We start from the raw sequence: 14,477 nt of genomic DNA, 5'->3' as shown, positions 1-14,477 counted from the left end.
CCCCCCCCCCCCCCCCCCCCCCCCCCCCCCCCCCCCCCCCCCCCCCCCCCCCCCCCCCCACCCCTGGCTCCTACAGGTCCACTTATGATCAGTTAATCGCCTGCAACGCCTCAAGCTTCGCCATCACCCCCGCCGCCGTCTGCTCTCCCATCAACTGTTCCCGCACCTTGCCCTTGTCATCAATGATGTAAGTCACCGGCAACGCTTCACTGCGCGGCAACTCGAAAAGGTCGGCCGGGTCCTGGGCTAGCACGGTGAAGGCTATCCCCAGTTTCTCGCTGGCGCTTTTCAGGTCTTCGCCCTGCACATTGTCGAAGTTGACCCCGAACACACCGATCTTCTTGCCCTTGAGCTGCTCGGCCAGCACGTTCAACTCGGGAATCTCGGTACGGCACGGGCCGCACCACTCAGCCCAGTAATTGAGCACCAGCCATTGTTTGTCCAGACGCTCGGCGGCGACTTTGTGACCGTTCTGGTCGACGCCATAGTCGTTGCCGCAGCCCCCCAGCAATAACGCCCCCATAATCGCCAATGCCGCTGCCAGTCGCCTTGTCATGTCTCGATCCTTGTCAAAAATGGAATGCACCTGCGACCCATCGCCTCCCAAGGTTCTGGATTACGCGCCGCCCAGTTAGAATAGCCGCCACCTTACGCAAGATGCGACCCGCACATGACCGATCTGACGCTTTATCACAACCCGCGCTGCTCGAAATCCCGCGGTGCGCTCGAACTCATCGAAGCCCGTGGCCTGACGCCAACGGTCGTCCGCTACCTGGAAACCCCGCTGGACGCCGCGCAAATCCAGAGCCTGCTGAGCAAGCTCGGTATCAGCGCCCGGCAATTGCTGCGCACCGGCGAGGACGAGTACAAAACCCTCAACCTGGCCGACAACAGCCTGAGCGAGGCGCAATTGATCGCCGCCATCGCCGCGAACCCAAAACTCATGGAGCGACCGATTCTCGAAGTCGGCGACAAAGCCATCATCGGCCGTCCGCCGGAAAATGTGCTGGAGTTGCTGCCGTGAGTGCGCCGTACATTCTGGTGCTGTATTACAGCCGCAGTGGCTCGACCAATGAAATGGCCCGGCAGATTGCCCGTGGTGTCGAGCAATCCGGTATGGAAGCGCGCCTGCGCACCGTGCCGGCGATCTCCACCGAGTGCGAAGCCGTGTCGCCGGACATTCCCGATGAAGGCGCGCTGTACGCCAGCCTTGACGACCTGAAGAACTGCGCCGGCCTGGCCCTCGGCAGCCCGACCCGCTTCGGTAACATGGCCGCACCGTTGAAGTACTTTCTCGATGGCACCAGCAATCTGTGGCTGACCGGCGCCCTGGTAGGCAAACCGGCCGGGGTTTTCACCTCCACCGCGAGCCTGCACGGCGGCCAGGAAACCACGCTGCTGTCGATGATGTTGCCGTTGCTGCACCACGGCATGCTGATCACCGGCCTGCCTTACAGCGAGTCGGCGCTGCTGGAAACCCGCGGTGGCGGCACGCCTTATGGCGCCAGCCATCACGCCGGGGCCGATGGCAAAAGCGGCTTGAATGAACACGAAGTTGCGCTGTGCCGCGCCTTGGGCCTGCGGTTGGCGAAGACTGCGCAAAAGTTGGTGAGCTGAAATGGCCAAAAAGCCGAAGATTCTGCCTTCCATCGAATGGCTCGAACCGCGAGTACGGGCGATGCGCGTTATCAGCCTGCTGTGCTTTTTCGGCCTGGTGGGACTGCTGTGCATCTACTACCTGATATTCGCCGACCTGCATGGCGCGCGGCCGTGGGTGATTCTGCTGATCGAACTGGTGCCGCTGCTGTTGCTGGCGCCGGGGATGATCGTTGGCAGCGCCCGCGGGCATTCGTGGATGTGTTTTGTGGTGAACCTGTATTTCATGAAAGGCGCATTGGCCGCGTATGACCCGAACCGCCAGCTGTTCGGTTTACTGGAGATGGGCGCGAGCCTGGCGGTGTTCTGCTCGGCAATGTTGTATGTGCGGTGGCGGTTTCAGTTGAACCGCAAGTTGGCGGGTGAAGGCGAGATCTCTGTCGCCTGACATATCGCCATCGCGGGCAAGCCCGCTCCCACAGTGACCGGGGTCGTTCACACATTTTGTGCTCAAAACCAATACCTGTGGGAGCGGGCTTGCCCGCGATGGATTCGATGCGGTCTCAATGATTCACTGTGTAAGCCAGCATCATCGAAATCTGGCTCATCGGTCGCCCACCGCTCTCTTCGTGCCACTGGTTGAACGCATTCTGCACCGTGGCCATGTCCCTCAGACTAGTCGGGACCTTGTCGACGATCTTCTGTGCACTCAGCGCTGCTACCACGTCGTAGCTCGGCACGAACGTGTCCTTGCCCACCATCCGCAAGAATCGCGGTGCCGATAACCCGCCCAACTGATGCCCGTGTTTTTTCAGATAGGTCCATAACCCGACGATGTCGGTCACCGGCCATTCGGCGATCAAAGCGCCAAAGCTGCCCTTCTCATGGGCCACGTCCAGAATGAACTGCGCATTGCGCGGCACGCTCTTGAGCTTGCCCAGGTGGCGGATGATCCGCGCGTCCTGCATCAGGCGTTCGAGGTGTTCGGCGCTCATCAGCACGACTTTTTCCGGGTCGAACTTGAAGAACACTTCTTCGAACGCCGGCCACTTGGCGTCCACCAGGCTGTGCTTGAGCCCGGCGCGGAACACCCGCAACGCCATGGTCGAGAGGTAGCGGTCGTCACTGATCTTGCGCAATTGCGCCGGGGTCTTGGGAACGGGCAGATGGGCTTCCAGTTCAGCCGCCGAACCGAAGCGGTTCAAGCAGTATTCGTGCAGCCACTTGTAATCGCGCATGCCCTTTCCTGATGAGTAAGTGAATAGACTCATGTGGGAGCCAGCCTGCTGGCGATAGCGGTGGGTCAGTCAATAATGATGTGTCTGACCCACCGCTATCGCCAGCAGGCTGGCTCCCACAGTGATTGTGTTTAGAGGTTTACAACGTTGACGAAGCGCGAAGCGGCGGTTTCATCGATGCGCAGGTTGGTGAAGTCGAACAGGTTGCGGTCCGCCAGTTGCGACGGGATCACGTTCTGCAAGCTGCGGAAAATGCTTTCGGTACGGCCCGGAGTCTTGCGTTCCCACTCCTGCAGCATCTCTTTAACCACCTGGCGTTGCAGGTTTTCCTGGGAGCCACAGAGGTTGCACGGGATGATCGGGAATTGCTTGAAGTCCGAGTAAGCCTGGATATCTTTTTCGTTGCAGTAGGCCAGCGGGCGGATCACCACGTTGCGACCGTCGTCGGCGCGCAGCTTCGGCGGCATGGCCTTGAGCGAACCGTTGAAGAACATGTTGAGGAAGAACGTCTCGACGATGTCGTCGCGGTGGTGACCGAGGGCCATTTTGGTCGCGCCGATTTCATCGGCAAAGGTGTAGAGCGTGCCGCGACGCAGGCGCGAGCATAGCGAGCAGGTGGTCTTTCCCTCAGGAATAAGCTCCTTGACCACCGAATAGGTGTCTTTCTCGACGATGTGGTACTCGATGCCCAGTTCTTTGAGGTAAGCCGGCAGCACATGCTCGGGAAAGCCTGGCTGCTTCTGGTCCATGTTCACGGCCACGATCTCGAACTTGATCGGGGCGACCTTCTGCAAATGCATCAGCACGTCGAGCATGGTGTAGCTGTCTTTGCCACCGGACAGGCAGACCATGACCTTGTCGCCGTCTTCAATCATGTTGAAATCGGCGACAGCCTCACCCGCCTGGCGGCGAAGGCGCTTTTGCAGTTTGTTCTGGTTGACCGTAAGAGTGCCCATGACGCGAAATCCGTGAGGTGTGACGAAAGGCCGGCATTTTACGCAAAAACCTTTTCGGGGCGAAGCCTGCACTTTACAGGACTTGAGCATACCCCTGTGGCGAGGGAGCTTGCTCCCGCTCGGCTGCGCAGCAGTCGCAAAACCTGCCGACACGGTTTGCCTGACACAACATCAGGGCCGCTTCGCGTCCCAGCGGGAGCAAGCTCCCTCGCCACAGGTTTCATTCGGCACAGACCCGGCGGCGATTAACAATAGTGTTTACAGCGCGATTTGCTCTAAGCCCCTCGCACTATTACCGGTAACTCCTTTCTATACTGCGGCATAAGGTCGCATACGTATTCAGACCTGTACTTACCTGGCCACTTTGGCCCGTAAGCGCTCCGCTGGGGGGCGATGGCAACAACAAGAGGAGTGACTGGCATGATCCATCACGTAGTGGGGCTCTTCACCCACCCTGACCAGGAATGGAAAGAAATCCGTGGCGACCAGGAGGAAAGCATCAGCCACATGTACCTCACACACACCTTGATTCTGGCGGCGATCCCTGCCGTGTCGGCGTTTATCGGCACCACGCAGGTCGGCTGGGTCATTGGTAGTCGAGCGCCGGTAATGCTGACCACGGAAAGCGCGCTGTGGATGACCATCATGTCGTACCTGGCGATGCTCGGCGGTGTCGCGGTGATGGGCGCGTTCATCCACTGGATGGCTCGCACCTATGACGCCAACCCGAGCCTGGCACGCTGCGTTGCATTTGCGACCTACACCGCGACACCGCTATTTATCGGCGGTCTGGCGGCGCTGTACCCACACATGTGGCTTGGGATGATCGTCGGCACCGCGGCCATCTGCTACACGGTGTACCTGCTGTATGTGGGGCTACCCACTTTCATGAACATTCCATCAGACGAGGGATTCCTGTTTTCAAGCTCGGTGCTCGCCGTAGGACTGGTGGTGCTGGTGGCAATCATGGCGTTCACGGTGATTGTCTGGGGACTTGGCGTGGGGCCGGTCTATACGAATTAGCAACACACCCACCAAAAACAAGATCTGCCAACACAGGCCGCCGCAAGGCGGCCTTCTACTCTCTAAGAAAGAGCAGGAGGTACGACCATTCGGCTCCTCGGCGATTCGCAAGTCCCGAGGGTTGCGGCATACTCGACGTCTCTGGAGATCCATCAAGCATGCCCGAGCAACTCAATACCCGCGTCGAAGACTGTTTCCAACAAGCCGAATCCTTTTTCAAACGACCTTTCAAACGCCCCGTGGTGAGCCTCAAGCTGCGCGGGCAAAAAGCCGGTGTCGCGCATTTGCACGAGAACCTGCTGCGTTTCAATCCGCAGCTGTACCGGGAAAACACCGAAGACTTTCTCAAGCAGACCGTGGCGCATGAAGTCGCGCACCTGATCGCCCATCAACTGTTCGGCGACCGCATCCAGCCTCACGGCGAAGAGTGGCAACTGATCATGCGCGGTGTTTACGAACTGCCGCCCAACCGCTGCCACACCTACGACGTCAAACGCCGTAGCGTGACCCGCTACATCTACAAATGCCCGTGCCCCGACAGCGATTTCCCGTTTTCGGCGCAGCGACATGGTTTGGTGAGACAGGGGCGGCGGTATCTGTGTCGGCGGTGCAGAAGCACATTGGTGTTCAGTGGCGAGATGCGGGTCGAATAAGTCAGATTTGTGGTGTTTGGGCCGGCCTCATCGCGGGCAAGCCCGCTCCCACAGCGGTCGGAGTCGTTCACAAATTTTGTAATCAAAGCTGATCCCTGTGGGAGCGGGCTTGCCTGCGATTGGGCCGGGACAGACGCTAGATAATCACCCTGGCACGCCGTAATTCCTCGATCCGCTCAACACTGAACCCCAACGCCCCCAACACCTGATCGGTATGCTCACCCAGCCCCGCCCCGATATGCCGAGGCTCAGGCAGCCCTGCTGAAAACTTCAACGGGCAAGCCATCTGCGCCTGAGTCGAACCATCGCCCCTTGGCACCTCAGTCACCAATTCCCGTGCTTTCAACTGCGGATGCCGCACCGCTTCGCCCAGGCTTAATACCGGCTCGACGCACGCATCGACCCCGGCGAACAGCTCACACAACTGGGCAAAGTCGTATTTTTCGAATTCAATTTTCAACGCCTCCTTGAGCGCCTGTTGCCGGGCCGGCTGGGGTGACAGCCCCTGGGCCGCCAGTTCCGGCCGGCCCAGCGCCATGCAGAGTTGCTGCATGAACACCGGCTCCAGACTGCCCACCGACAACCAGCGTCCATCGCGTGAACGGTAGTAATCGTAGAAGCTACCCCCATTGAGCATCTGCTCCTCCCTGCCCGGCTCCACGCCACAGGCCAGGTACCCGGCACCGGCCATGGCGTTCAGGCTGAAGGCGCAGTCGGTCATGCTCACATCCAGATGCTGCCCCTGCCCGGTCTGCTGTCGCGCGATCACCGCCGCCAGCAAGCCGATCACCCCATGCAGCGAGCCGCCCGCGACATCCGCCACCTGCATGCCCAACGGCACCGGGCCGCTGTCGGCGCGACCGGTGTAGCTCGAAAGCCCCGCCAGCGCCAGGTAGTTGATGTCGTGACCGGCGCGGTCCTTGTAAGGGCCGGTCTGGCCATACCCGGTGATCGACACATAAATCAGCTTCGGGTTGATCGCTTTCAAGGCTTCATACCCCAAACCCAACCGGTCCATCACGCCGGGACGAAACTGCTCCAGCACGATGTCGTGGTCCTGCAGCAATTGCTTGATCACCTCCAGCGCCTCGGGCTGCTTGAGGTCCAGCGCCAGGCTGCGCTTGTTGCGATTGAGGTAGGCGTGGCTGGCCGAGACGCCTTGATCATGCGGCGGCAGCACTCGCAGCAGGTCCATGCGGGTCGGCGACTCGATGCGCAGCACCTCGGCGCCCATGTCTGCCAGCAGCAACGAGGCGAACGGCCCCGGCAGCAGTGTCGAAAAATCCAGAACCTTGAGTGATGCCAGTGGACCGAGCATAAGTGTTCTCCAGTGCAATCCCCCAAGCCTAGGCAGCCGAGGACATTGCAGCAATCACCTGATGTGTCAGCGGCGGTGACCGTTGCGCTCAAATTGCAGGCATGAAAAAACCCGCCGAAGCGGGTTTTTCATGCAGCCAGAGTACTTACTTGACGCTGGCTGGGGTTGGGCCTTCAGCCACACCCAAGTCGTCTACTTCACGCTCGTCGGAGATACCGCGACCGCCGGAAGCCAGCTCGACTTGCAGCGTGTCTTCGTCCAGCTCTTTCACCCACTTGGCGACCACGAGGGTGGCCACGGCGTTACCCACAAGGTTGGTCAGCGCACGGGCTTCGGACATGAAGCGGTCGATACCGAGGATCAGCGCCAGACCGGCCACCGGCAGAGAACCCACGGCCGACAGAGTGGCTGCCAGCACGATGAAGCCACTACCAGTCACACCCGCCGCACCTTTGGAGGACAACAGCAGCACCAGCAGCAAGGTGATCTGGGCAGTGAGGTCCATCGGCGTATCAGTCGCCTGAGCGATGAACACAGCCGCCATGGTCAGGTAGATCGACGTACCGTCGAGGTTGAACGAGTAGCCAGTCGGGATCACCAGACCCACAACCGATTTCTGCGCACCCAGGCGTTCCATCTTGATCAGCATGCGTGGCAGCGCGGATTCCGAAGAGGAAGTGCCCAGCACGATCAGCAGTTCTTCACGGATGTAGCGAATCAGTTTGATGACGCTGAAACCGTGCGCGCGGCAGATGGCGCCCAGAACCAGAACCACGAACAGGATGCAGGTGATGTAGAAGCAGATCATCAGCTGACCGAGTTGCACCAGCGAACCGACACCGTAGGCACCGATGGTGAAGGCCATCGCACCGAACGCGCCGACTGGAGCGAGCTTCATGATCATGTTGATGATGTTGAACATCACGTGAGCAAAGCGATCGATGAAGTCCAGCACCGGTTTGCCGTAGGCACCCAGGCGATGCAGGGCGAAACCGAAGATCACCGAGAACATCAGCACTTGCAGGATGTCGCCGTTGGCGAAGGCGCCGACGATGGTGTTCGGGATCACGTTGAGGATAAAGCCGATGATGCTCTGGTCTTTACCGGCTGAGATGAAGCCAGCGATTTTGCTGGTGTCCAGGGTCGTCACGTCGATGTGCATGCCGGCGCCCGGTTGCACGACGTTGACCACGACCAGACCGATCAGCAAGGCGATGGTGGAAACGATTTCGAAATACAGCAGCGCATAGCCGCCGGTCTTGCCGACCGATTTCATGTTCTGCATGCCGGCGATGCCGCTGACAACGGTACAGAAGATGATCGGCGCGATGACCATTTTGATCAGTTTGATGAACCCGTCACCCAGCGGCTTGAGGGCTACACCGGTCTGCGGGTAGAAGTGACCGAGCAGGATGCCGATAGCGATGGCAACGATCACCTGGAAGTACAGGGATTTATACAGTGGCTGACGAGTCGTCATTGTAAGTTCCTCAAGAGTGCCTCAGTAACAACATCCATCTGTTGCCCCTGACACCTCAATTGCGAACCCTCCTGCACTGGAGGGATTTGTTTTGTCGAGCTGCACGCCGGCAGACCTCTGCGGCTTGTATCGCAAGCGCCGTGCCACCTTCGAAAAAAACCCCGCCAGCCTTGTGACATCAAGGGTTACAGGTTTTTTTGGGTCACTGACCCGCTACAACGATGTGGCGGATTTCCGCCCATCAGCCAAACCTCGTCCTGCAATTTGGCGGATATCCGCCTTGTTCATTCTCGACAGGCACCGCTACCATCCATTGCTCAATGGACGGACCTGCCCTCTTATGCGCGAACGCACCATCGCCAGCCATTTCGCCCGTGCCGCCCTTGGTGGCGCGCGTCGGCGTGGCTACGACTATTCGAGTCTTTTGCAGCAATTGGGGATCAGCCCCGAGTTGCTTGAGGAGCCGCGCGCCCGAATCGCGCCTGAGCAGTTCGCCCGATTGATCCAGGGGCTGTGGCTGGCCCTGGACGATGAATACCTGGGCTTCGGGCAAGCGCCGAGCAAACCCGGCAGCTTCGCGATGATGTGCCACGCGGTGATCCACTGCCGCACGCTGGAGAAAGCGCTCAATCGCGGTTTATTGTTTTACAGCCTGTTCCCCGGCGCGCCGCGTCTGACGCTGAGCCGCGAAGGCGAGATGGTTCGTCTGTGCCTGGACGATTCGCCGCTGTGGGATCCGGACCACTTCCTCAGCGAAAGCCTGTTGGTGATCTGGCATCGGTTCGGCAGTTGGCTGATCGGCCAGCGCATTCGTCTGGAGCAGGCCACGTTCAGCTACCCGAGGCCCGAACACGGGGCCGAATACGACTTGCTGTTTTCCTGCCCGCTGAGTTTTTCCACCGTAAAGAGCACGACGTCGCAAAGCAGCCTGCTGTTTCACAGTCGCTACCTGAACATGCCGCTGTTACAGGACGAACGAACCCTCAAGCACTTTCTCGAGCGCTCCCCCGCCGACCTGCTATCGCGCCCCGACGAAGGCGACAGCCTGAGCAGCCAGCTGCGGCGCTTGCTCAGCCGCGACAATGCGCGCTGGCCGGACCTGGAAGCGGTGGCCGCGCACCTGCACATCAGCCCGCAAACCTTGCGTCGGCATTTGCGCGAAGAAGGCACGAGTTTTCAGGAATTGAAGGATCAACTGCGGCGGGACATCGCGATTTATCACCTGGGGCGTGCGGATCTGTCGTTGCAACAGATTGCCGAGCAGTTGGGGTTTTCCGAGCCCTCGGCATTTCACCGGGCGTTCAAGAAGTGGACCGGGTTGACGCCTGGGGCCTATCGCGCCCAGGAGAATTGAGTTCTAGTGATCGTTCCCACGCTCCGCGTGGGAATGCAGCCCGGGACGCTCCGCGTCCCTTCCAGAGCCGAACGCAGAGCGTCCGTTGAGGCATTCCCACGCAGAGCGTGGGAACGATCATCCTCGCTAGCCTCGCGGATCGAAGTTATCCAGCACCCGGTTCACCGCCAGCTCCCCGAGCATGACCACCGATTGAATCCCCAACATCATGTTGCGATGTGGCATGTCCATCAACCCGGCGAACTCGCTGAGCATCATGCTGGCTGATGCCAGGGATTCGCAGGCGTTGACCAGCAGGGTTTCGTTATCGACCTCGGCGCCGACATGGTAAATGGTGCTGGGTTTGCGCTTGGTGTCTTTGGGAATGTCCGGTTTTAGGTAGTAATCGAGGGCGCGGTCGGCGGCTTCGTTGAGTTTTTTCGAATCGAGGGATTCGTAGGGGGAGGTTGGATCGGTTTCAGGTGGGTTGGGTGTAGGTTTGAACATGGCGAAACTCCGTGGTTGATTGAGCCGCCACGACCTATCGCTAAACAAGTAAAGGTGGCGGCTGTACGCAGGTTAGCGATCCGGGTCACAGAAACCCCGGGTAGACTCGAAGGTCTCCCACGCACAGCCACCATTACGCGAATTGCAGGCACTAAAAACTGCAATCAAAACTTGGGCGCTCTTGCGTCTGTGTATGGGATCGGATCGCTAAACCCGATCGCTGATTCGTCAGCGACCGGCAAAGGATAGAGCCCGCGCCCCAGGCGCACTAGCCGGCGGATTCTGGCGTAGTCGTAGGCAGCGGCGCAAGAATGTGTAGCCTGGGAGAGTATCTGGAGATGTGTTTTAAACACCGCTGTTTATGATCGTTCCCACGCTCCGCGTGGGAATGCAGCCCGGGACGCTCCGCGTCCCTTTCCAGAGCTGGAACGCGGAGCGTCCCTTGAGGCATTCCCACGCAGAGCGTGGGAACGATCAGTGACAGAGTCAAACCACCGGAAAATGAATCCGGAACGCCGCCCCGCCCATCGGCGAATCCCCCAGCGTCAGCTTGGCGCTGTAGCTTTCGATGATGTCCTTGACCACCGCCAACCCAATCCCCTGCCCCGGATGCTGACGATCAAGCCGTTCGCCCCGCTGCAGAATCCGCGCACGCTGGTCCGGTGGCACGCCCGGCCCGTCATCTTCGACGCACAACTCAATCCCGCTGAGGGTTTCGCGCACGCTGATACGCACTTCGCCGAGGCACAGGCGATAGGCGTTTTCCAGCAGGTTGCCCATCATTTCCAGCAAGGCGCCCTGCTCGATCGGCACGTAACACTGCTCCGGCAGATCGAAAGCGACACGCACACGTTTGTCGCGGTAGACCTTGTCCAGGGTGTCGCAGAGGCTTTGCAACACTGGGCGCAGGCGCACCTGGTGGCGCACCAGCCCGCTTTTGCGCAGGCTGGCGCGTTGCAGTTGATAGCCGATCTGCTGGCTCATGCGTTCGATCTGGGTTTGCAGCACCCAGGCCTGCTCGCGCTCTTGCGGCTTTTGCGCCATGTCTTCGCTGACGCCTTGCAACACCGTCAGCGGGGTTTTCAGGCTGTGGGCCAGGTCGTCGAGGGAGTCGCGATAACGGCTGCGCTGCTCACGCTCGCTGTGCAGCAAACGGTTGAGCGAGCCGGTCAGGCGCAGCAGTTCCCGTGGATGTTCTTCACTCAGGCTTTCACGCGTGCCGCCCTCGATCTGGTCCAGCTCCTGGCTCAGCCGGCGCAACGCCTGCAAGCCCCAGGTCAGGCCGATCCACAGCAAGGCGAGCAACACCAGCAACGCTGCGCCAAAGCCCAGATAAAGGTTTTCCCGCAGGCCTTCGAGGGTGATTTCGTATTCACGCACCGGTTGCAGGGCGACGATGCTGAACGCCGCGCTTTGGCCGCCCAGCAGTTTGACCTCGACGTCATAGACGAAGAACTCTTCACCATTGGCTTCGCGAATCCTTGCGAACTCGTTACCGCGCCCGTCGTAACGCGGTTTGTAGTTGATCTTCTCTTCCTGGGTAGCTTTCGAGCGCCAGACCAGATGACCTTCGCGGTCATAGATGTAGCCGAGCAAACGGCTGTCGGTGAGGTTGAAGCGCTCGTCGGGCAACTGCGCCGGCATCTGCAAGCGGTTGTTATCCACCCGGGCAGCAGAGATCAGCGTGGTGACGTCCGACGCCAGGCGCTGCTCGATGGAGTCCTGCAATGCCAGGCTGAACGCGCCCTGCATCGCCGGCAGCAACGCCAGCATGAACAACACCGCCAGGATGGTGGCGGCGAGCATCAGCCGGACGCGAAGGGAACGAATCAAGTGCAGCGCTCGTTGAACAGGTAGCCAAGGCCACGCACGGTATCGATCGGCTTGAAGCCGGCCGGGCCTTCGAGTTTGCGGCGCAAGCGGCCGACCAGCACTTCGATCACATTCGGATCGCGCTCGCCGTCATCCGGATAGAGCTGCTCCATCAAGCGGTCCTTGGCCACCACTTGCTGGTGATGGCGCATCAGGTATTCGAGGATCCGGTATTCGTAGGCGGTCAGCGCCAACGGTTGTTCATCGAGGGACGCCTGTTTGCGATTGAGGTCCAGCAGCAAGGGGCCAGCGACGATGGTCGACTGGGTGAAACCGCTGGAGCGGCGCAGCAAGGCATTGAGCCGGGCGTCCAGCTCTTCGAACTGGAAGGGCTTGACCACGTAATCATCAGCGCCGGCGGCGAGGCCTTCGACCTTGTCCTGCCAGTTGCCCCGCGCGGTGAGGATCAGGATCGGAAACGTCTTGCCCCGGGAGCGCAATTGACGAATCAGATCGAGCCCGCCCATGCCCGGCAGGCCGAGGTCGATCACCGCCAGGTCATGGTTGAACTGCTCGGCCTGGTACAACGCCTCCTCGGCGTTGGCCACGGATTCGACCACGTGGCCGCTATCCGTCAGGCGGGTTTGCAGGTGATGGCGCAACAGCGCTTCATCTTCGACGACCAGCAATTTCATAACGCTCTCCTGGGCAAATCAACATCTCCAAAGACATAACGCCGCGGAACATGTGGGAGCGGGCTTGCTCGCGAAGATGGTGGCACAGTCAACATTGATGTCGCCTGACACACCGCTTTCGCGAGCAAGCCCGCTCCCACAGGGACTTTGCTTAACCGACTGGCCTCGGCGCCTACCCTCATAAAACGCTTTTTAGAACGCGTAGTTGGCGGACAGGTAGGTCTGGGCGCTGCTGGTCAAGTCCAGCGAACCCTGTTTGCTGCCGCCGCGCTCGCTCATCTCGGTGCTGGCGTTGCTGCGCAGGTAACGGTAACCCAGCTCGACCGAGGTGTTTTGCGAAACTTGCTGCAATACACCGACCTGGCCGCCAATGGCGTAACCGATGTCGCTGTCGCGGCTGAAGCCTGGCGACTCCTGGGTCAGTTTGGTCAAACCGGCGGTGGCACCGCCGAACAATTTGGTGCTGCCACCTACCGGGTAGAACAGATCGTAACTGCCCAGCAGGTTTTCCTGACGCAGTTTAATGCCATTGTGCGAGCCCGACACATTGTCATAAGTGGCGTAGTAGCGGCCCTTGCTGTCTTGCTGGCCCAGACGCACGCCCCAGGTGTTGTCCTTGCCAATCACACCGTCGGCGTTCGGGTGGTTGAGGTTGTCGTTCAGGGCGCTGGATTTTTTAACCTTGTCGCTGGTCTGGCCAAAGGTCAGGCCGGCGAAATTGGTGGTGTCGGCGTGGGCCGCGACACTGGCGCCCATCACGGTGAAAGCCAGAAGCAGTTTTTTAAAAGTAGTCATCGGGGAGTTTCCTCATGCGCTATGTGCTTTTTGGGTACGGGGCAAGGTTACTGACCCCTCCCTGTACTGCCCCTGAACGCACTCTGAACCTGAGCTGAATCAAATCGACTACGCTGTTCTCACGATTCCTAATATGGAGATTTGATCATGCGTGTGTTCCTCGCCCTCGTGTTACTGGCTCTGAGCGGGGTCAGCCAGGCCGCCATCCAGACCCAGGAAATTCCCTACCAGAGTGCCGACGGCACCAAGCTGATCGGCTATTACGCCTACGACGACGCCATCAAAGGCCCGCGTCCGGGCGTGGTGGTGGTGCATGAATGGTGGGGCCTCAACGACTACGCCAAGCGCCGCGCCCGTGATCTGGCCGGTCTGGGCTACAGCGCGCTGGCGATCGACATGTTTGGCGACGGCAAGAACACCGAACACGCCAAGGACGCCATGGCCTTCATGCAAGCAGCATTGAAGGACAGCGCAGCGGCCAGTGCGCGATTTCAGGCCGGGCTCGACTTGCTGAAGAAACAGCCGCAGACCGATCCGGCCAAACTGGCGGCCATCGGTTATTGCTTCGGCGGCAAGGTGGTGCTGGATGCGGCGCGTCAAGGCGTACCGCTGGCAGGCGTGGTGAGTTTCCACGGCGCGCTGGTGACCACTACCCCCGCGACGCCTGGCAGCGTGAAGGCGAAAGTCCTGGTGGAGCATGGCGCTCTGGACAGCATGGTCACGGCGGAAAACGTGGCGGCGTTCAAAGCGGAAATGGACAAGGCCGGTGCCGACTACAAGTTCGTCACTCTCGAAGGCGCCAAGCATGGGTTCAGCAATCCGGAGGCGGATCGTCTGAGCCATGGCGATCATGGCGGGCCGGACATTGGTTACAGCAAGACCGCGGATGAAAAGTCTTGGGCGGACATGCAGGCGTTTTTCAAGAAGATATTTGGCTGACACAATGATCGTTCCCACGGTCCCCGTGGGAATGCCGCCCGGGACGCTCCGCGTCCCTTCGACGGTGTGACGCAGAGCGTCACTGGATGCGTTCCCACGCAGAGCGTGGGAACGATCAAGCTCTCAGCCACT

The 14,477-nt window shown here is 60.1% G+C and carries 16 protein-coding genes; 7 read left to right on the top strand and 9 right to left on the bottom strand.

Translation table 11 applies throughout. The features are described 5' to 3' along the window. Positions 1 to 88: 88 nt before the first annotated feature. Positions 89 to 556 carry a TlpA family protein disulfide reductase gene (locus AC1RQB_RS20120; RefSeq protein ID WP_207267378.1) on the bottom strand — a complete coding sequence of 156 codons (468 nt, stop codon included), beginning with the start codon at positions 554 to 556 and terminating at the stop codon, positions 89 to 91. Between the two features lie 114 nt (positions 557 to 670). Between AC1RQB_RS20120 and arsC the strand changes: the two genes are divergently transcribed. Genes arsC through AC1RQB_RS20105 form a run of 3 tightly spaced genes read left to right on the top strand, consistent with a single transcriptional unit; the run spans position 671 to position 2,044 of the window. Further along, a complete protein-coding gene (gene arsC, locus AC1RQB_RS20115; RefSeq protein WP_063342857.1) occupies positions 671 to 1,024 on the top strand; it encodes an arsenate reductase (glutaredoxin) in 354 nt (117 codons plus the stop codon). Next, the gene (gene wrbA, locus AC1RQB_RS20110) at positions 1,021 to 1,617 is read left to right on the top strand and encodes an NAD(P)H:quinone oxidoreductase (protein WP_008011647.1); all 597 of its coding nucleotides are present in this window, start codon (positions 1,021 to 1,023) and stop codon (positions 1,615 to 1,617) included. Before arsC ends, wrbA begins: the two co-directional genes overlap by 4 nt. Position 1,618: 1 nt before the next feature. Then, entirely contained in the window at positions 1,619 to 2,044 is a 426-nt protein-coding gene (locus tag AC1RQB_RS20105; protein ID WP_063342856.1) for a DUF2069 domain-containing protein, read from the top strand. A 115-nt stretch (positions 2,045 to 2,159) separates the two neighbouring features. On the opposite strand, the gene AC1RQB_RS20100 is transcribed toward AC1RQB_RS20105, so the two are convergent. Further along, entirely contained in the window at positions 2,160 to 2,834 is a 675-nt protein-coding gene (locus AC1RQB_RS20100; RefSeq protein ID WP_063342855.1) for a DNA-3-methyladenine glycosylase I, read from the bottom strand. A 131-nt stretch (positions 2,835 to 2,965) separates the two neighbouring features. After that, positions 2,966 to 3,790 carry a tRNA 2-thiocytidine(32) synthetase TtcA gene (ttcA, locus tag AC1RQB_RS20095; RefSeq protein ID WP_008074984.1) on the bottom strand — a complete coding sequence of 275 codons (825 nt, stop codon included), beginning with the start codon at positions 3,788 to 3,790 and terminating at the stop codon, positions 2,966 to 2,968. Between the two features lie 420 nt (positions 3,791 to 4,210). On the opposite strand from ttcA, the gene AC1RQB_RS20090 reads away from it, so the two are divergent. Together AC1RQB_RS20090 and AC1RQB_RS20085 are read left to right on the top strand one after the other, a co-directional pair. Further along, on the top strand, positions 4,211 to 4,813 hold the full coding sequence (locus tag AC1RQB_RS20090; protein ID WP_007899096.1) for a Yip1 family protein: 603 nt from the start codon (positions 4,211 to 4,213) through the stop codon (positions 4,811 to 4,813). Positions 4,814 to 4,971: 158 nt separating this feature from the next. Next, on the top strand, positions 4,972 to 5,466 hold the full coding sequence (locus AC1RQB_RS20085; protein ID WP_008074985.1) for a SprT family zinc-dependent metalloprotease: 495 nt from the start codon (positions 4,972 to 4,974) through the stop codon (positions 5,464 to 5,466). A 136-nt stretch (positions 5,467 to 5,602) separates the two neighbouring features. Here AC1RQB_RS20085 and AC1RQB_RS20080 read toward each other — a convergent pair whose 3' ends face one another. Continuing rightward, positions 5,603 to 6,784, bottom strand: coding sequence for a CaiB/BaiF CoA transferase family protein (locus AC1RQB_RS20080; RefSeq protein ID WP_063342854.1), 1,182 nt, complete (start codon positions 6,782 to 6,784; stop codon positions 5,603 to 5,605). Positions 6,785 to 6,929: 145 nt separating this feature from the next. After that, positions 6,930 to 8,264 (bottom strand): dicarboxylate/amino acid:cation symporter, encoded by a 1,335-nt coding sequence (locus AC1RQB_RS20075; protein WP_063342853.1) that lies wholly within the window; start codon positions 8,262 to 8,264, stop codon positions 6,930 to 6,932. A 340-nt stretch (positions 8,265 to 8,604) separates the two neighbouring features. Here AC1RQB_RS20075 and AC1RQB_RS20070 point away from each other — a divergent pair, with 340 nt between their 5' ends. Then, positions 8,605 to 9,618: an AraC family transcriptional regulator gene (locus AC1RQB_RS20070; protein ID WP_063342852.1), complete on the top strand. Its 1,014-nt coding sequence runs from the start codon at positions 8,605 to 8,607 to the stop codon at positions 9,616 to 9,618. A gap of 126 nt (positions 9,619 to 9,744) precedes the next feature. On the opposite strand, the gene AC1RQB_RS20065 is transcribed toward AC1RQB_RS20070, so the two are convergent. The 4 genes from AC1RQB_RS20065 to AC1RQB_RS20050 form a co-directional block, all read right to left on the bottom strand. Beyond that, complete coding sequence (locus tag AC1RQB_RS20065) at positions 9,745 to 10,104, bottom strand: DUF6124 family protein (RefSeq protein WP_063342851.1); 360 nt, start codon at positions 10,102 to 10,104, stop codon at positions 9,745 to 9,747. 486 nt (positions 10,105 to 10,590) lie between these two features. Then, complete coding sequence (locus tag AC1RQB_RS20060) at positions 10,591 to 11,937, bottom strand: ATP-binding protein (RefSeq protein ID WP_063342850.1); 1,347 nt, start codon at positions 11,935 to 11,937, stop codon at positions 10,591 to 10,593. Beyond that, a complete protein-coding gene (locus AC1RQB_RS20055; protein WP_007899104.1) occupies positions 11,934 to 12,611 on the bottom strand; it encodes a response regulator in 678 nt (225 codons plus the stop codon). Before AC1RQB_RS20055 ends, AC1RQB_RS20060 begins: the two co-directional genes overlap by 4 nt. A 192-nt stretch (positions 12,612 to 12,803) precedes the next feature. Next, positions 12,804 to 13,406, bottom strand: coding sequence for a hypothetical protein (locus AC1RQB_RS20050; protein WP_063342849.1), 603 nt, complete (start codon positions 13,404 to 13,406; stop codon positions 12,804 to 12,806). 147 nt (positions 13,407 to 13,553) lie between these two features. Here AC1RQB_RS20050 and AC1RQB_RS20045 point away from each other — a divergent pair, with 147 nt between their 5' ends. Then, positions 13,554 to 14,345, top strand: a complete 792-nt coding sequence (locus AC1RQB_RS20045; protein ID WP_063342848.1) for a dienelactone hydrolase family protein — start codon at positions 13,554 to 13,556, stop codon at positions 14,343 to 14,345. Positions 14,346 to 14,477: the final 132 nt, after the last annotated feature.

The sequence above is a fragment of the Pseudomonas sp. GW822-FHT02E03 genome, from assembly GCF_058802325.1.
This window is presented reverse-complemented; position numbering and strand designations above follow the sequence as displayed.